Raw genomic sequence first — 17,617 nt, 5'->3', positions numbered from 1 at the left:
TCAGCGGGCTGTTGTTTTTTTAGATAACACCGGAGTTAAGGGTTGGGAGCATTGGGATCTACCCCTGGAGGGTTAAAAAGCCCCCAGTTATCTACTTCAAAGTTCCAGGGATCAAAGGTGGATACCCATTCGATAAACAAGTGCCGATATTCTTCTATTTCCGATTGAATTAGTTTCAAATAGTCGGGCTGCTTATATCCCATCATTCGGAGGCCTGTACAGTTTACACGCAACTCACGAGCTGCTTTACGTATGAGGGCTGCACTTTCCATTTTGATATCATAAAGCTCGCCAGCCTCAGCTCCAGCCACACGCACGCATAGCGTAGTGGCATCTTGAATCATCCACCGCTTGTACTCATTCAGTACTTCATCATCCTCATCAGTGATGAGACTTACCACTTTTTCAGTAAGTTGCAGAATTTCCTCACCTTTTTTGAAAATTGGCAAATTTTGATGGCTATCTAAATCATCATCTTCGTCAAACATAATATTGAACTTTAGGGGGTGTTTAGGTATTCAGTTAGAGGTGGGAATCGAATGAATGTAAAGTGTTAACAATAAAAATCAAAAACAAAGTTTCATGGTATTAGATTTTGGAACTTCTGGAATCAAAGTTTCACAAATAGGCCTGGGAATGGCTGCTTTGGGAAGACCCGGATACATCAACCTTGGACACAATAACGACCTGAATAATAACTATGATGTGGAAGCCATGCGGCAGCACAGCCATGCTGTGCTGGATGTGGCATACAAGTCAGGAATTCGTTACATAGATGTGGCACAATCTTATGGGAAGGGGGAGGCCTTTCTGGCTTCCTGGCTTGAGTCTAAAGGGCACAATGATGTAGTGGTGGGCTCTAAGTGGGGATACTACTATACCGCCGGTTGGCAGGTGAAAACGGACGTTCATGAGATCAAAGAACATACTCTGGACCGCCTCAATAGTCAGTGGGCAGATAGCAAACTAACACTGGGAGAAGATTTGAAGATTTACCATATCCACTCGGCCACTTTCGAGAGTGGTGTGTTGGAAAACTTTTCGGTGTTGGACAGATTGGAAGAGTTGCGGGCCGAAGGTTATATCATTGGCTTGTCCATCACTGCCACGCGTCAATCTGAGGTGCTGGAAAAAGCGATGAGTATCCAAATTGGGGGTAAGCCTTTGTTTGGTTCTGTTCAGGGAACTTTTAATTGTTTGGAGCAGTCTGCTCGTGATGCATTGCAGCAGGCCCATGACAATGGGTTGGGGGTGATAATTAAAGAAGGAATGGCCAATGGAAGGCTCTCACTTCGGAACGAACAGGCTGCCTATATGGAGCCCTTAAAAAGCATTGCCACTCGGCATGGTGTAGGGGTAGATGCTGTAGCCCTGGCTTATATATTGCATCAGTCTTTTGCTACGGTGGTCCTCAGTGGTGCTGCACGTGCGGATCATTTGGTGAGCAACCTGGATGCCCTCCAGGTAGAGCTTAGTGCGGATGAAGTAGCGCTGTTGGATAGTTTGGCTATGAAGTCTGAAGATTACTGGGGAGAGCGCAGCCAGATGCAATGGATCTAAACACAAAATCCCGGCCTTGGCCGGGACTTTACTTGCTAACAGATTAGCGAACAATTGGTAATTATTTCACATTTTGGATCTTATAGATCCTTGATTAATTCATCTGTGATAGTCAGGCCACTTACGGTTTTACATCCGCAGTTCACCCAGCTGGTAAGCATGGTGCGTGCCAGTTCGTCACCATCTTTGGCTTGTTCATAGCATGCCTTTACACCATCCATTGTGATGGTTCCTAGCGGTGTTTTGGCTAGTTGGTCTGTAGTGACTGTTACGTCGTAACGTTTGTTGAATACACACTCCTTAGGGTAGCTCGCTAGCACTGCTTCTGCCTCAGTAGCAGAGGCTACTATTTCCCCGTCAAACCCACATTCCAGGCGTAGGTCGATTTCACGTGTAAACTCTCCTCTTGAATTGTAAAGTGCAGGTACTCCATGTCTGTGTGCTACCTGTACTACCAGGTCGTTAAGGGCTGTAAACATTGGGCAGTTCAGCGTAAGTTGGTCACGATTCGGAAGGTGCTCCTCTTCTTCAAACTTACATAGGAAATTGGCTAGATAATCCATGGGTGTAGAGGCTATGGCTCCCAGGTGATTGCTGAGCTTTTCAGCTATTTTAGGAAGTTCGATGGCACTCCACAGGGAGCTTGTTTCTACAATGACTCGTAAGGTCCCATTAGACAGCCCCAGGTAGCTTTGCGCAAAAGCGAAAACTTCATTCCACCAGTGAGCTTCTTTTACAGAGTTGACTTCTGTAAGGTATATCGTAGGCGAAAAGCTTTGTCTTAGTAATTCGTGGGCATTGTGAAAGAAGAACAACCCAAAATCAATTAATGACGCACTGCCCGGGCGATCGTGAATCATAAACAGCCGGTCTTCAAAGTCCAGTGCTCGTGGAGCAAAAATCACCTGGTATTCTTCCTGAGCGTCCCGGTTTTCAATAGCGTTGGTAAGGTGCTCTTGTGCTTCGATCACTTCTACAGAAGAGGCACAGTCATTGAAATTAACAAGCTGGTGTCCGTTTTGTGCCTCTTTGGTAAGTGCCTCTGCTGGTACTGCCTGAGTGAGCTGAGGTAGAGGAAGTCCCTGATGAGGGGTTTCTTGCTCTGGTTGGCAGATGATAGGGCGCTGAGAAGTAGTATCCACCAGTTTTTCGGTGAGCTGGCGATACTTCAGTAGTTCTTTTCTGGGCTCGTTAAATCGTTCGTGCAAGGCAAGTAGGAAATCCAGTGCCTGCGCGTTGAGGAGTTGACTGTGGCTAGTGTCTACAGCTTCGTTTAGCTCCAGTCCAATCGGGGTTTCTAGGGTGCTTAGCATTTTGTCAATCATTTGTGAAATATTCTTACCAATGAAAATACGAATATAGCGAAAGAAATTAAATAGCGAAAATTCGCTATTACTATTTTTTCACAAAATTCACGTATTTTTGGACTCGTATGTCAAAGGAAATTTTCGAACTCAAATTCATATTCGGGCTGAAGCTCAAGGAAATAAGACAGCAAAAAGGCCTATCGTACCAGGAGCTCAAGGAGCGGTCAGGCTTGTCGCTTTCTTATCTTAGTGAGATCGAAAACGGCAAAAAGTATCCAAAGGGGGATAAAATCATGGTGCTGGCAGAGGCACTAGATGTGTCTTATGATGAGCTTGTATCATTGCAAGTGCCTACCAAGCTGAAGCCGGTAGTGACACTGATTCGTTCAGATTTTTTTAAGGCTTTCCCTATGGAGCAATTTGGTCTCAACCCGCAAAAGCTGGTAGAGATCATTTCATATGACCCAGAAAAGATCAATTCATTCCTGAAAACGATGCTGCAGGTAGCGCGCAATTATGAGTTGAAACAAGAAAATTTTTATCAGGCCGCACTACGCAGCTATCAGGAGCTCAACCAAAACTATTTTGATGAGCTGGAAGATGAAGTGGATGGTTTGCGACTGGAGTTTCCAGAGCTTGGTGAAATACCTTTTAACGAAAAGTTGCTCTCCAGCATTTTGATGAAAATAGGTGTGCGCATAGAGTTTGATGCCATTGCAAGGAAAAAACCTACGCTCTCTCTATAATCCGGAAGAGCGTCTTCTACACCTCAATAACGGGCTGAATAGTGGGCAGATTAATTTTCTCCTTGGTAGAGAAATTGCCTTTCAGTGGATGCGAATGAAAAATCGATCGCTCGGTACACCACCACAGCGCGTTATGGATTTTGAAGAAAACCTTAACAACCTCAAGGCGTCCTATTTTAGTGCGGCATTGATGATGCCCAAAAAGAACCTTTCGGCCGACTTCAAAGCATTTGGTAAGCACAAAAAATGGGACCCGGAGTTGTTTTTAGGTCTCATGACAAAGTACCATGTAACTCCAGAAATGCTAATGCAGCGGTTGACCAATATCCTGCCCACGGTGTTTGGTGTGGAAAATTTATTTTTCCTGCGTTTTGTCGCGCATAGTGCAGATAAGTTTACGCTAACCAAGGAGCTGCATCTTTCTGAGCGAAATGACCCGCACCATGCCAATGAACTGAATGAACATTACTGTAGACGGTGGATCTCACTTGAGATTCTGCAGGAGCTCTATCAGCAAGTAAAGGCCAATCCTGACAAACAGTTCATTGCAGGAATCCAGCGTTCACGTTATTTTGAGTCTGAAAGTGAGTATTTATGCCTGTCCATTGCCTTCCCCAATGTTTCCAATAGAGAGGAGGCCATTAGTGTTACTGTAGGCTTTTTGATTGATGATCGTTTGGGTGACCACCTAAAGTTTTTGGATGACCCGGATATTCCTGCTAAGCTTGTAAACACTACCTGTGAGCGGTGTCCAATTTCTGACTGTAAAGAGCGTGCGTATGATGCGGTCATCCACAAGCAGTCGCAGCACGAAGAGGCAATTAAAAACGATATAGTTGATTTATTGGGGACACAGAGAGGAGTCGCTTAGGACTTTTCTGTGACACTTATTTAATATCAGTCATTTGGCATATGAAGAGCCTATTGCTGCTTTGATATGCTAGCAAAAAAAAGAACCTCACTTTTCAGTAAGGTTCTTCTTGATTATCAAAATAGCAGATTTTTAAGGTGCTTAGCTTCCACACATTTCGCATCCTTCCGGATCATCTAGCGAGCACTGAATGGCCGCTTGATTTTCAGCTGTTTCTGCTTCAGTTGCAGGTTTAGCTTCCGGTTGTGCTGCTTGCTCTTTTTCCAGCGTAAACTTAATGGCATCAGTAGCTGCTTTGGTACGCAGGTAATACATGCCTGTCTTCAATCCTTTCTTCCACGCGTAGAAGTGCATAGAAGTCATCTTTCCGAAGTTGGCATCTGTCAGGTGTATGTTTAGACTTTGACTCTGACAGATAAATGCACCACGGTCTGCAGACATATCTATGATTGCTTTCTGAGAGATTTCCCAGACAGTTTTGTAGCGTTCTTTGATGTCTTCAGGGATTTCAGGGATGTCCTGAATGGAGCCATTGGCAGTCATGATGCGGTTTTTCATGCGATCATTCCACAATCCAAGTGCAATCAGGTCTGTCATGAGGTGTTTGTTCACCACGATAAACTCACCAGAAAGTGTTCTTCTTGTATAGATATTGGAAGTGTAAGGCTCAAAGCACTCATTGTTTCCAAGGATTTGCGAGGTAGATGCGGTAGGCATAGGTGCCAGTAGCAGTGAGTTGCGTACACCATGCTTTCGAACCTTTTGTTTCAGATCGTACCAGTCCCATCTTCCGCTATCAGGAGTCACTCCCCACATATCAAACTGGAAGATGCCTTTGGATACCGGAGAACCCTTAAATGTCTCGTAAGGGCCATCTACCTGAGCTAGCTCCATAGAGGTCTCCATAGCTCCGAAATAGATGGTTTCAAAGATTTCTTTGTTGAGCTGACGAGACTCTGCAGAGTCAAAAGGCATCTTCATGAGCATAAACACGTCTGCAAGTCCCTGTACACCGATACCGATTGGTCGGTGACGGAAGTTAGAGTATTCAGCTTCTTTTACCGGATAGTAATTGATGTCAATCACCTTGTTGAGGTTGCGTGTAGCTACCTTGGTGATTTCGTACAGTTTCTGGTGGTTGAAAGTGCCGTCTTCGTTTACAAATTTAGGCAGCGCAATAGAAGCCAGGTTACATACAGCTACTTCATCCTTGGAGGTGTACTCCATGATCTCTGTACATAAGTTTGAAGAGCGGATGGTTCCCAGGTTCTTTTGGTTAGACTTCTTGTTGGCTGCGTCTTTGTACAGCATATAAGGAGTTCCTGTTTCTATTTGAGATTCCAGGATTTCAAACCAAAGCTCCTGTGCTTTTACAGTCTTGCGTGCTTTGCCTTCTTTTTCGTATTTGTCGTAGAGTTTTTCAAACTCATCACCATAGGCCTCATAGAGTCCTGAAGCTTCATCTGGGCTAAATAGTGACCACTCACCATTTTGCTCTACACGCTTCATGAAGAGGTCTGGGATCCAAAGTGCGTAGAACAAATCTCTTGCTCTGAGCTCTTCTTTTCCGTGATTTTTCTTCAGCTGTAGGAAGTCGAAGATGTCTGCATGCCATGGCTCCAGGTAGATGGCAAAGCTTCCTTTGCGTTTTCCTCCACCCTGGTCCACGTACCTTGCAGTCATGTCAAAGTTACGTAGCATTGGCACTATACCATTTGAAGTGCCATTTGTTCCTTTGATGTATGCTCCAGTGGCTCTTACATTGTGAATGCTCAGGCCAATTCCTCCAGCAGACTGAGAGATCTTAGCACATTGTTTCAATGTATCGTAGATGCCGTCAATACTGTCATCCTGCATGCTGAGAAGGAAGCATGAAGAAAGCTGTGGTTTAGGAGTACCCGCATTGAATAGCGTAGGGGTAGCGTGTGTAAACCACTTTTCAGACATGAGGTTGTAAGTTTCAATCGCCGCGTCGATATCATCCATGTGGATACCAACTGAAACTCGCATGAGCATGTGCTGTGGGCGCTCCACGATCTTTCCATCCAATTTCATCAGGTAGGAGCGCTCCAGGGTTTTGTAGCCAAAAAAGTCGTAATTGTAGTCTCTTGTGTAATCAATAGCTTCGTCCAGACGCTTGGCGTTTGCACGGATGATACCGTATACCTCCGTAGAAAGCAATGCTGCGTTTTCGTCGGTTTTAGGATTGATGTACGTGTAGAGTCGCTTCATCGTATTGGCAAACGACTCTTCTGTGACCTTGTGTAGGTTCGAGATTGAAATGCGTGCTGCCAGTTTAGCAAAATCCGGATGACGGGTGGTCATTGTAGCAGCGATTTCCGCGGCCAGATTGTCCAGCTCTACGGTAGTCACTCCATCGTAAAGTCCGTCGATAACCTTTTTAGCGATTTCTACGGGCTTTACAAAGTCAGCATTCAGGCCGTCACAGAGCTTCTCTATTCTGGCTGTTATTTTGTCAAATTTTACGGATTCTCTTCGTCCGTCTCTTTTAATTACTAACATTTTATAACAAGGCGATTATTATGGATGGAATAAATGGGTTTGTTTCTTATTTAGTCGGTATTTTTAGAAGTCTTCATCAAGACTGAATTTCGGTTTGTCATCATTTCCGCTATCCATTACTCCAGCTTTTTGGTATTCTCCTACGCGTTTTTCAAAGAAGTTGGTCTTCCCTTGCAAAGAGATCATGTCCATGAAGTCAAATGGATTCGTGGAATTGTAAACTTTACTGCACCCTAGTTCACCAAGGAGTCTGTCAGCTACAAATTCTATGTATTGGCACATCAGATCAGCGTTCATGCCGATAAGTTTTACTGGAAGTGCGTCAGTTACAAACTCCTTTTCGATGTTTACCGCATCTTTGATGATTTCGGTTACGGTTTCTTTGGGTAGTTTGTTTTGGATGTGGTTGTTGTATAGCAAACATGCAAAATCGCAGTGCAGCCCCTCATCTCTGGAGATCAATTCATTAGAGAATGTAAGGCCAGGCATAAGGCCACGTTTTTTCAACCAGAAGATAGAGCAGAAGCTACCTGAGAAGAAGATCCCTTCTACAGCAGCAAATGCAATCAAGCGTTCTTGAAAGTTTCCTTCATCGATCCAACGAAGCGCCCAGTCTGCTTTCTTTTTCACACAGTCCATCGTCTCGATGGCGTTGAAAAGTCGGTCTTTTTCCTTCGGTTCTTTTACGTAGGTATCTATAAGGAGTGAATAAGTCTCTGAGTGGATGTTTTCGATCGCTATTTGAAACCCATAGAAGAATTTAGCCTCTGTATACTGTACCTCCGAAACCATGTTTTCGGCCAGGTTCTCGTTTACGATCCCATCACTCGCTGCAAAGAATGCCAACACGTGCTTGATAAAGTGTCTCTCACCGTCGTTGAGCGCTGCCCAGTCTTTAAGGTCCTGACTGAGGTCAATTTCTTCTGCTGTCCAAAAACTTGCTTCTGCTTTCTTGTAGAATTGCCAAATATCATCATGCTGAATAGGGAATAGCACAAAGCGATCGGCGTTCTCTTTGAGTAAAGGTTCTTCTACGTGGCTCATAATTTCTTTAAGTTATTTAATCTTTATCCACTAGACAAATAGATTATTAACAATGTTATCCACAATCAGTATTGGTTATCCACATTGGACAATAGCATTAGTCCCACAATTAACAAAATTGCGGTTTTTGCTTGTTTTAACTGATTTTGGGATACAACAGGAAGCGAAAAGTGACTTGTATTTCCTCTGCTGCGTTTACAAATGTGTAAAAGATCAGTGGAAAAATCAAGCTCAAAACCTGCTTGAAATTGGAGTCAAAAAAAAGTTTAAATACTTTTATAAGGTGCTGTGGTAAAGCTGGTTATCTTTGCTTTTTCTAATCAAAACTTGAGCAAAAAACAGCCTCATTCAGCGATTTGAGAAGTGAAAAAAAAAGTGAATTTTTTTTTAAGAGTGATTTATGCTAAGGGATAGTTTGATATTTAGAGTAGAGGCGGTATCTTTGCAATCCTTTTTTGAAAAAAGCTAAGAATAAACATGTACGCAATAGTAGACATAGCCGGAAAACAGTACAAAGTTGAGAAAGACAATTTTGTATACGCACCATTACTAGATGGGGAAGCAGGATCAAAGGTAGATTTTGATCAGGTGTTGCTCGTTGATAACGACGGCAAAGTGAAGGTAGGAGCTCCTACAGTTAAAGGTGCGAAGGTATCCGGAAAGATATTGGAGCATGTAAAAGGTGATAAGGTGATTGTATTCAAGAAGAAGAGAAGAAAAGGATACAAGAAGAAAAATGGTCACCGTCAGGATTTCTCTAAAGTATTAATTGAAGATATTAAAGGATAAGAAAGCATGGCACATAAGAAAGGTGTAGGTAGTTCGAAAAACGGTAGAGAGTCGGAAAGTAAACGACTTGGAGTGAAGATCTATGGTGGTCAAAACGCTATCGCAGGAAACATCATCGTGCGTCAGCGTGGTACTAAGCATCATCCAGGACAAAATGTAGGAATGGGTAAAGACCATACTCTTTTTGCACTGATAGATGGTACGGTACGATTCCGCAAAGGAAGACAGGATCGATCGTATGTACATGTAGATCCTACCGCTGAGTAAGTAAGAGATTTAGGGAAATTCCCTTATTCATATTGAAAGCCCATTTTGACTCTTTGTCGAAATGGGCTTTTTGTGTTGTTGAATGTGTTGGTGCTAATTGATGGATTGGAGTGGGTTTGGGTAGTATCTATTGATTTTTAAGAGGAGTTGGTAGTTGTTTTAAAGGAATGAAAAAAGCCCATATGACATTTAATTCACATGGGCTTTGTGCTTAAGGTTGGACTGAGAAAGAAACGATGCTTCTGCTGGCTGCTCCTCAGTTTTGTTTTTTCTTGGTCTTCCTGGAAGAACAGTACCGGGCTTAAATCCGTTTTTATAACGTTTCTTTCTGGTTTTCCATACTTTGAAGTTGTCCTTGTTGCCAACTTCAAATTGCCACTTCATATGATCTGAAGCAGAAACCCATTTGAGGTTTTCGGCTTTGTTGTTTCGAGGGTTGTTGTCCTCGTGGATGATCATTGTGAGTGTTTCAGGGTCTTTGTTCTCTACGTATACTTTGGCTACCTCTTTGTGAGGGTATACTGTACGTCTGCGCTTGTCATCGTCTATTAGATCCAGGAAGTAGCACTTGCAGGTTTTGTTCCAACGCTGCTTCATGAGCTTACCCTTGATTTTCATGTTGGTTTTACTTCCCTTGTGCCAGGTTGTGCGCGTTTTGCTTCTAATTCTACCTCTGCTAGAGATTTCGTAGTTGCTGAAACCTGCGATAGGTTCCCATCTTTCTTCAGTTTGATTTGCCATTGTCGCTTGTTTATGGTTTTACATTAACAAGCTGGTTCTTAGTGAGGTAATATTCGCTTAATGATTTACCAAATGTAATTGATTTCTTGAAACATCAAAGCGGTATTTGCTGAATTTTTTCAAAATGCGAAAAGTTGACGATTGGAAGGGGATAAATATAGATGAACGGGGATCTGTGGGTATTAAGAGTTGTTTTCTTCGTATTTCTTTGGGGCGTAGAGAAAGCCAAAGGCTCTGGCTCCTTCTTTGGTATGCGTTTCGTGATGAATGTAGTGAGCCTTCATGATGCGCTTGAGGTATTTATTCTTTGTCTGGAAAGGAATTTTGATTCTCCTGTGTACGATGATGTCGTGGAAGACAAAGTAAAAGATGCCATAACCTAATATGCCAAAGCCAATATAGCGCAAAAGGTAAAGTGAGGGGCTTTCATAGCCTATTATGATCAATGCTATAGATGGGATGCTAAAAACCAATGCGAACAGGTCATTGCGCTCCAGGGGGTGTGGGTGCTTGCGATGGTGAGAGCGATGCCAGCTCCAAAGGGGGCCATGCATGATGTATTTGTGGGTGGCCCATGCTACGCCCTCCATGAGTAAAAAAGTGGCAATCATGATCAGTGCGTGGATCAGGTGTTGCATAAGCTTTTAGTAGGTATGTAGTTCGTTCTTAATTTCTTCCATTAGCCACATAGGTGTGGAGGTGGCTCCACAGATGCCAACACGATCGTTGGAGTTAAACCAGGTAGGGTCTAGCTCATCTTTGTTGGAGACAAAGTAAGTGTTGGGGTTGTTTTCCTTGCAAATCGTGTATAAAACTTTGCCATTGGAGGATTTGGTGCCTGATACAAAAACTATGATATCGAATTGTTTGGCAAAATTACGTAAATCTCTGTCTCTGTTGGATACCTGGCGGCAGATCGTGTCGTTGGCATTTACCTGGATGCCTGCTGCTGTGAGCTCCTCTTTGATTTTGTAAAACTGGTCAGTGCTTTTGGTGGTCTGGCTATATAGTGTTAATTCCCTGGGGAGTTGGTGGATGTCAAGTTCTGATAGGTCTTGAAAAACCACTGCTTCTCCATTGGTTTGACCCTGAAGGCCTTTTACTTCGGCATGTCCGTGTTTGCCATATATAAATATGTGTTCGTCCTTGTCAAAAGAGTTTTTGATTCTGTTTTGTAGTTTTAATACTACCGGGCAGGAGGCATCTATTAGGGTGAGGTTGTTTTCTATTGCTATCTGATAGGTGGAGGGGGGTTCGCCATGTGCTCGGATCAGTACATTTACATCTCGCAGGTTGCGCAGTTCATCATGGTCTATGATGGTCAGTCCTTTCGCTTCCAGTCGTTTTACTTCCTCATCATTGTGTACGATATCTCCCAGGCAGTACAGTTTGTCATGCTGGAGTATGTCTTCGGCCATTTCGATAGCGTATACTACTCCAAAGCAAAATCCCGAGTTTTGATCTATTTCTACATTGAGGTTTAGCATGGCCGTTTAACTTTTGTTTAACTCAATATGTTCGTGTTTCGGGCCATGGTTGGATTTGTGTGCCCTGAATTTTTCCAAAAACGTAACATTCATCAGAAGTAATAGAAGGGCATATGCTGTGTCTTCTACTGGAATTGATGCTATTCGAATGGATAGGTTTTCTTCATTATCGTACCAAACAATGGACTCGTCTATAAATGTTCCGGTGAGTACTCCATTTACGATCAAAAATGGTATAAGGTGTATGGCGTAGGCTGTCCAAAAATGAGCGAGCCAGTTGGGTGATTTGATTCCTGTGCTGAGTAAAAAGCTGCCGCAAAAGACGAAATTCCAAAAGGTATATGCTCGCTCGTAGTTTAATGCTCCTATGGCTAGAATAAGGAGTGCTAGTGCGATGGTTGTTGGTCTGGTGATCCTGGAGTTTTGGAGGTTTGGAAAAAAGTATCTGACGCATTCATAGATAAAAACACTGGCAAACGGTACAGTAAAGAAAAATAGCCATTCCTCCAATGGTAAGCTGAGCAAGTGTGGGCCCAGAAGGTAGGTGTCGTTAAACCCCCATACCTGGTGTCGGGTGAAAAGGATGTCCCAGGATATGAAAAAGAGTGCGGTAATGGCGATGGCAGGAAAAAGCGCAGGCCACTGCTTGGCGTACCTGATTCTTGGTTCGAATGATCGAATCAATGGAAAGCTTATCGTTAATAAGTTGATGATCAGGTAGAGGGCTTTCATCTAAAAGGATTTTAATTTGTTGAGTAGTAGGGTTTTACTCAGTAGTAGCGCTTTCATGGTGTCAGGAACTCTTACTCGCTCATTCATGATTTTGGTGGCGGGCAGGTTTTTGATTTTTTTAAATAGCTGGAGGTAATAAATGTATGCCAGGTATACGCCTGCTCGGGCTCCGGATGGGAGTTTTTTAATGCCTTCCAGTGCATGGTCAAAGTCTGCTTTGATGTCTGCTTCTATCGCTGTTTTTTCTGTCTGACTAAAGGTGCGAAAATCGACTCCAGGAAAATACACTCTGCCTCTGTCTTTATAGTCGCTTTTGATATCTCGTAGAAAATTGACTTTTTGAAAAGCTGATCCCAGGCTTTTGGCAGGTGCTTTCAAATCCTCATATTGCTCATTGTCTCCCTCACAAAATACTCTAAGGCACATAAGTCCTACTACTTCGGCCGATCCGTATATGTACTCTTGATATAGTTTGTCGCAGTAGTCATGGTGTTTTAGGTCCATTTCCATGCTGTGCAGGAACGCATCGATAAGTTCGTGCTCTATTTGATATTGGTTTACTACGAGCTGAAAGGAATGCAGCACTGGGTTTAGGCTGATTTTTTCACTAATAGCTAAATAGGTGTCCTTTCTGAATCTTTCCAGAAGCATGACTTTGTCGTGCTCGTGGAAGGTGTCTACTATCTCGTCAGCATAGCGCACAAAGCCATATATGGCGTAGATGGGTAGATGGAATTTTCTGTGCAGCGTTTTGATGCCCAGTGTAAATGAGGTGCTGTAATGCTGGGTGATCAGCTTGCTGCACTTTAGGGTTGTGGTGCTAAAAAGATCCATGCAGGTGAGGTGGTTAAAAGTCTTTTGCAATTTCTGTAGCTACTACTTCGCCAGAAATGATAGAAGGAGGTACTCCGGGGCCTGGCACAGTGAGCTGTCCTGTAAAATACAGGTTTTTTAGCTTTTTGTTTTTGATAGAGGGCTTCAAAATCGCTGTTTGTTGGAGGGTATTAGCTAATCCGTAGGCATTGCCCTTGTAGCTGTGATAATCTCCGATAAAGTCATTGTGGGCGTAACTGCGCTTACATACGATGTGCTCTCGGATCGATGTACCGGTGTATGCTTCAAGGCGATCCATGATCATGTTAAAATATCGTTCGCGCGTTTCGGGTGTGTCTTGAAGGTCTGGCGCTACCGGGATGAGTACCACCAGGTTTTCACAACCTGCCGGCGCTACAGAGGGGTCAGTTAGTGATGTGGCAGAGGTGTAAAGCAATGGTTTGGTAGGCCACTGAGGGTTTGTGTAGATTTCATGGGCATGCTGTTTAAAATCTTCGTCAAAGAACAATACGTGATGCTTCATGTTGGGTAGGCGCTTGTTTACACCTATGTAAAAAAGCAGTGAAGAAGGTGCCATAGTACGTTTGTCCCAATATTGAGGGCTGTACATGCGAAACTGCTCTGGAAGCAGTTTTTGATCTACGTGATGGTAGTCAGCACCAGCAACTACCACGTCTGCTTTCCTTGAAGTCTTGTCGGTGATTACTTCAGAAATGCTGTTTTGTTTGTAGGCAAATTCCGTTACTGATTCTCCAAAATGAAAGGTTACGCCTAGTTCTTGAGCAAGTGCTACCATTGCTTCTACTACCTTGTGCATGCCGCCCATTGGGTACCAGGTACCAAGTGACATATCTGCGTAGTTCATGAGGCTGTAAAGAGCTGGAGTGTTTTGTGGGGTGCTGCCCAAAAAGAGTACAGGAAATTCCATGAGTTCGATAAGCTTCTCTGATTTGAAAAACTTTCGGATATGTGAACTCATGGAGGTGAGTACGTCCATTTTTACCAGCCCTTTGAGTAGTCGCAAGTCCATAAATTCTCCAAGTGATCGGCTTGGCTTATAGACCAGGTCGTTGATGCCTACCTGGTATTTATATTCTGCTTGTTTTAAAAAGCGACGTAATTGCTGTGCGCTGCCTGTTTCTATGGACTCAAAAAGCGCTTCGAGCTCAGGCATGGAGGCTGGTAGATCTATGATTTCATCCTTGAATTTTACCCGGTAGGATGGATCCAGTCGAAGGAGTTCGTAATAGTCTGATGGTTTTTTATCGAATTGGGTAAAAAATCGCTCGAATACATCGGGCATCCAATACCAGGAGGGCCCCATGTCAAAAGTAAAGCCAGACAATTCAAGTTGCCTGGCTCTTCCTCCGGGTGTGTTGTTTTTTTCTATGACAAAAACCTTATTTCCAGCTTTTGCCAGATGACAGGCTGCAGAAAGTCCTGCGAATCCTGAGCCTATCACGCATATGTTTTTACTCATTTGGTGTGTGTCGGAAGTTGATAATTTCGATTATTTCTTACCGTACACTTTTAATTTGGACTTAAGTTCCTTCCGAGCAATGTGAATTCTATTTTTCACAGTTCCGATTGGAATGTTGAGTTTGTCTGCAATCTCATGGTATTTGAATCCCCTGAAGTGCATCATAAAAGGTACTTTGTAAGAATCCTGAAGGTTGTCAATTGCATTGTTGATATCCTTCATGGCAAAATTAGTATGTGCCTTGTTTTGAATGATGCTATCTGACGAGTTGATGTAATGCAGGTTTTCTGTGGTGTCTATGAAGGTGTTTCTTCTCACCATACGCTGATAGTTGGTGATGAAGGTGTTCTTCATAATGGTATACATCCAGGCCTTGAGATTGGTGCCTTCTGCAAATTTGTCTCTGTTTGTAAAAGCTTTGAGTACCGTTTCCTGAAGCAAATCGTTTGCGTCTTCCATGTCTTTGGTAAGCTTGAGCGCAAACGGCTTTAGTGAACTTGTTAACTGGTCTACCTTATAACTAAATTCTAGTGCTGTCATGGTTGTGGTTCTTTTTGTTTAATTCAAAAGTACATATAGTTAAACAAAGCTCCAAAATTTTGTTTAATTATTTTATTTAAATCGTAAACAATAATACGGAGCCGAACTGCTGGGGTTACGCAAAACCATATAAAAAAAGCTCTCAAAGGGATTTTTGAGAGCTTTTATTGAGAAAGAGTGAGTATGTAGGGTGTTTGTTTTGTTTAACTAAAGTTTCTCAAAATTTAAAATTTGTTAATCTAAGCTAGTGTAAATGAATTTTCTTCAACAAAAGTGATCAATTGCTCCAATCTTGTGAAGATTTCAACATTTTCCGGGGTTTCCAGGTCTTGACCGATTACCTGATAGCCGGTCAATAATATGGTTGAATCTGGAAAATGCTTTGACAAGCGGTCTACGTACGCTTGAACCTCTCTGGGGCCTGGTACCGTGGTGAGTACTGCCAGTAGGTAGTCTGGCTGATGTACATCATAAACTGCCTCCAAATCAATGAAAGGTAGGGATTGTCCCAGGAAGATGGTCTTATTTTTTCGAGACTTGATGATATAATCTGCAAAAAGCAGGCTGAGTTCGTGCAACTCTCCTTCTGGTAAGAAGAGCACATATTTTTTGGCTTTATCTGACGCTACGGAGTATTGGCCATCTATGGCTACTATGAGTTTTTGTCTCACCAGGTTAGAAATGAAGTGCTCCTGTGCAGGATTGATGGCGCCTGTTTGCCAAAGGATTCCAATCTTGGAGAGGAATGGATAGATGACGTTCATCATCGTTTTTTCAAATCCTAATTTTAGGATATTGGTGGAGATGATTTTTTCGAAACGTTCTTCGTCCAGATCTACCATGGAGATGGTGAGTGCGTGGATTTGCTCAGGATGATGAAGGTTTCGCTCGGTGAGTTTTAGGACTTCACGCTGCATTTCGCCTTCGGTCATCTCAGCTATTTTGGAGATCTTCACGCCGTTTTCTTTCAGTAGCGCAACATTCAAAATTAGCTTTAGATCACGATCGTCGTAGTATCGAATGTTCGTTTCTGTGCGCTTTGGCTTGATTAGTTCGTAGCGTTGCTCCCAGATCCTTATAGTGTGTGCCTTGATCCCGGACAGGTGCTCCAGGTCTCTTATAGAAAATGTGCTCATCCCTTTACTCTTGACTCATATTCCCTCCCATGAAACAACGGGATTTATCTTTGTAACCCTGAAATTTCAAAAAGTGTTTAAAGATTGGTGAAAATAAAAACGACACTAAAGTATAAGATTTGAGCAAATACCAAAGTAGAGCTTAACGGGTTCCAGCAGTTCTTCGCGGAGATGGAAATGCTTCGTCCATAATTGGTTGATTGTAAAGGGATTTGGAGGGTGAACCCAATAATGAACCAGGCAAGGTAATTTTGGATAGGGACTGTAGTGGATGCCCAGTTCCAATAGTGTAAGTGAATAGCCACAGGCTCAATGAGAAAGTCTAGCAGGGCCATGCCAGCACCACCCAGAAGGGCTTTTATGAAAGGAGGATACGTGGTGCGACCGGCAAGGTCTCCCAGTGTGTAAGCCAACATGAACCAATTGATGCCGATAAGAAGGGGAACGCCAAGCACTTTCCATCCCAAAACTGCACCATAAGAATATTCGCCAAACGGGAAGGAGGTCTGAACACCCACAATTTCCACGATCATACCTATCGAAAAAGCCCAAACGAAAAAATAAATGAAAGTCTTGAAAGACTCTCGGTGTGCCAAAGCCAGAAGCAGCACTGAAAGAATTAGATTTGCAGGAGTCAGTGGTACCACCAACTCTCGTGTGGGAGGATAAACCGTACCTGCAGCGCCCACTATGTGGAGCACCCATAAGATTCCTTTGAGTATCTTGATGTGATTAGAGTTAAGCTGCATTCGTTTTTAAACTGACGGGAATAACGATGGTTTTGAATTTTAATAAGCGATATAAATGATACTTTACAATGTAACCGTAAGTGTAGCTCCTCAGGTGGAGCAGGATTGGCTGACATGGATGAAGGACGTGCATATTCCGGAGGTGATGCGTACGGGTTGTTTTGCCGAGCATAAATTTTTACGGCTTCTAAATGAGTCGCCTGAAGCTGAAGGTTCTACCTACGCTGTTCAGTATTTTGCACCTGGCAAGGCTGAGCTAGACACCTATCTGGCAGATCATGCACCAGCACTGCGTCAAAAACACCTGGAGAGGTATCAGGACAAAGCATTAGCGTTTCGCACATTATTGGAGGAAATCTAAAAATCCAGGTGGCAGTTGAGCCACTCTTCTTCCATTTTAGCGTTGTACTTTTTATAGAAGTTGATAGCGGGTTCGTTCCAGTCCAATACCTGCCACATCATGCCTGTAGCACCTGCGGCCTTTCCAATGGCTATGGTTTCGTCAAACAATAACTTGCCAATGCCGAGGCCTCGCCTGGATTCTGTGACGATCAGGTCTTCCAGGTAGATGCGCTTACCTTTCCAGGTGGAGTAGCGCCAGTAGTACATGCTCATGCCCACTATTTTATTGTTTTCTTCAGCTACTATAAAACCAAAAACCGGATGGTCACCAAAGCCATCTTGCTCCATCATTTCCAGGGTGTTGGATACCTGGTCTTCGGCTTTTTCGTAGATGGCCAGCTCACGGATTAGCTCTAGTGCTGCTGGTAGGTCTTCTTTTGTGCCTTGTCTGATTGTAGTCATGATGCTA

At 43.2% G+C, this 17,617-nt stretch carries 20 protein-coding genes; 6 read left to right on the top strand and 14 right to left on the bottom strand.

All coding sequences use genetic code 11. The features are described from left to right. Positions 1–35: 35 nt before the first annotated feature. On the bottom strand, positions 36–488 hold the full coding sequence (locus tag C7460_RS02180; RefSeq protein WP_245986144.1) for a hypothetical protein: 453 nt from the start codon (positions 486–488) through the stop codon (positions 36–38). A gap of 94 nt (positions 489–582) precedes the next feature. Here C7460_RS02180 and C7460_RS02175 point away from each other — a divergent pair, with 94 nt between their 5' ends. Beyond that, positions 583–1,560, top strand: a complete 978-nt coding sequence (locus C7460_RS02175) for an aldo/keto reductase (protein WP_115866413.1) — start codon at positions 583–585, stop codon at positions 1,558–1,560. Between the two features lie 80 nt (positions 1,561–1,640). Here C7460_RS02175 and C7460_RS02170 read toward each other — a convergent pair whose 3' ends face one another. Then, on the bottom strand, positions 1,641–2,873 hold the full coding sequence (locus tag C7460_RS02170; protein WP_170147850.1) for an aldolase/citrate lyase/malate synthase family protein: 1,233 nt from the start codon (positions 2,871–2,873) through the stop codon (positions 1,641–1,643). A gap of 119 nt (positions 2,874–2,992) precedes the next feature. Between C7460_RS02170 and C7460_RS02165 the strand changes: the two genes are divergently transcribed. Both C7460_RS02165 and C7460_RS02160 read left to right on the top strand, forming a co-directional pair. Beyond that, positions 2,993–3,613, top strand: coding sequence for a helix-turn-helix domain-containing protein (locus C7460_RS02165; protein ID WP_115866411.1), 621 nt, complete (start codon positions 2,993–2,995; stop codon positions 3,611–3,613). Continuing rightward, positions 3,576–4,484 (top strand): ImmA/IrrE family metallo-endopeptidase, encoded by a 909-nt coding sequence (locus tag C7460_RS02160; protein ID WP_115866410.1) that lies wholly within the window; start codon positions 3,576–3,578, stop codon positions 4,482–4,484. Before C7460_RS02165 ends, C7460_RS02160 begins: the two co-directional genes overlap by 38 nt. Positions 4,485–4,625: 141 nt before the next feature. Here C7460_RS02160 and C7460_RS02155 read toward each other — a convergent pair whose 3' ends face one another. Together C7460_RS02155 and C7460_RS02150 are read right to left on the bottom strand one after the other, a co-directional pair. Continuing rightward, positions 4,626–7,007, bottom strand: a complete 2,382-nt coding sequence (locus C7460_RS02155; RefSeq protein WP_115866409.1) for a ribonucleoside-diphosphate reductase subunit alpha — start codon at positions 7,005–7,007, stop codon at positions 4,626–4,628. Between the two features lie 63 nt (positions 7,008–7,070). After that, positions 7,071–8,051 (bottom strand): ribonucleoside-diphosphate reductase small subunit, encoded by a 981-nt coding sequence (locus C7460_RS02150; RefSeq protein WP_115866408.1) that lies wholly within the window; start codon positions 8,049–8,051, stop codon positions 7,071–7,073. Positions 8,052–8,528: 477 nt separating this feature from the next. Between C7460_RS02150 and rplU the strand changes: the two genes are divergently transcribed. Next, positions 8,529–8,840 (top strand): 50S ribosomal protein L21, encoded by a 312-nt coding sequence (gene rplU / locus C7460_RS02140; RefSeq protein WP_115866406.1) that lies wholly within the window; start codon positions 8,529–8,531, stop codon positions 8,838–8,840. Between the two features lie 6 nt (positions 8,841–8,846). Continuing rightward, positions 8,847–9,107 carry a 50S ribosomal protein L27 gene (rpmA, locus tag C7460_RS02135; RefSeq protein WP_115866405.1) on the top strand — a complete coding sequence of 87 codons (261 nt, stop codon included), beginning with the start codon at positions 8,847–8,849 and terminating at the stop codon, positions 9,105–9,107. 189 nt (positions 9,108–9,296) lie between these two features. Here rpmA and C7460_RS02130 read toward each other — a convergent pair whose 3' ends face one another. The 9 genes from C7460_RS02130 to C7460_RS02090 form a co-directional block, all read right to left on the bottom strand. Further along, positions 9,297–9,848, bottom strand: coding sequence for an NUMOD4 domain-containing protein (locus tag C7460_RS02130; RefSeq protein WP_115866404.1), 552 nt, complete (start codon positions 9,846–9,848; stop codon positions 9,297–9,299). Positions 9,849–10,030: 182 nt separating this feature from the next. After that, on the bottom strand, positions 10,031–10,486 hold the full coding sequence (locus C7460_RS02125) for a sterol desaturase family protein (protein WP_115866403.1): 456 nt from the start codon (positions 10,484–10,486) through the stop codon (positions 10,031–10,033). A gap of 6 nt (positions 10,487–10,492) precedes the next feature. Then, positions 10,493–11,335, bottom strand: a complete 843-nt coding sequence (locus C7460_RS02120) for a 4-hydroxy-3-methylbut-2-enyl diphosphate reductase (RefSeq protein WP_115866402.1) — start codon at positions 11,333–11,335, stop codon at positions 10,493–10,495. A 6-nt stretch (positions 11,336–11,341) separates the two neighbouring features. After that, positions 11,342–12,067 (bottom strand): lycopene cyclase domain-containing protein, encoded by a 726-nt coding sequence (locus tag C7460_RS02115; protein ID WP_115866401.1) that lies wholly within the window; start codon positions 12,065–12,067, stop codon positions 11,342–11,344. After that, positions 12,068–12,901, bottom strand: coding sequence for a phytoene/squalene synthase family protein (locus C7460_RS02110; protein WP_115866400.1), 834 nt, complete (start codon positions 12,899–12,901; stop codon positions 12,068–12,070). It abuts the gene before it with no gap. Between the two features lie 13 nt (positions 12,902–12,914). Continuing rightward, positions 12,915–14,381, bottom strand: coding sequence for a phytoene desaturase family protein (locus C7460_RS02105; RefSeq protein ID WP_115866399.1), 1,467 nt, complete (start codon positions 14,379–14,381; stop codon positions 12,915–12,917). Positions 14,382–14,411: 30 nt separating this feature from the next. Further along, complete coding sequence (locus C7460_RS02100; protein WP_115866398.1) at positions 14,412–14,921, bottom strand: RNA polymerase sigma factor; 510 nt, start codon at positions 14,919–14,921, stop codon at positions 14,412–14,414. Between the two features lie 239 nt (positions 14,922–15,160). Beyond that, a complete protein-coding gene (locus C7460_RS02095; RefSeq protein ID WP_115866397.1) occupies positions 15,161–16,057 on the bottom strand; it encodes a MerR family transcriptional regulator in 897 nt (298 codons plus the stop codon). 77 nt (positions 16,058–16,134) lie between these two features. Next, positions 16,135–16,806 carry a carotenoid biosynthesis protein gene (locus tag C7460_RS02090; protein ID WP_115866396.1) on the bottom strand — a complete coding sequence of 224 codons (672 nt, stop codon included), beginning with the start codon at positions 16,804–16,806 and terminating at the stop codon, positions 16,135–16,137. Positions 16,807–16,861: 55 nt separating this feature from the next. Between C7460_RS02090 and C7460_RS02085 the strand changes: the two genes are divergently transcribed. Then, a complete protein-coding gene (locus tag C7460_RS02085) occupies positions 16,862–17,167 on the top strand; it encodes a DUF4286 family protein (protein ID WP_115866395.1) in 306 nt (101 codons plus the stop codon). Here the strand turns inward: C7460_RS02085 and C7460_RS02080 are convergent. Further along, the gene (locus tag C7460_RS02080) at positions 17,164–17,610 is read right to left on the bottom strand and encodes a GNAT family N-acetyltransferase (protein WP_115866394.1); all 447 of its coding nucleotides are present in this window, start codon (positions 17,608–17,610) and stop codon (positions 17,164–17,166) included. The two genes, C7460_RS02085 and C7460_RS02080, sit on opposite strands and share 4 nt — an antisense overlap. Positions 17,611–17,617: the final 7 nt, after the last annotated feature.

The organism is Marinoscillum furvescens DSM 4134 (genome assembly GCF_003386095.1).
GTDB lineage: Bacteria > Bacteroidota > Bacteroidia > Cytophagales > Cyclobacteriaceae > Marinoscillum > Marinoscillum furvescens.
Note: the sequence above shows the minus strand (reverse complement) of the source record. Positions and strands in the feature narration are given on the sequence as shown.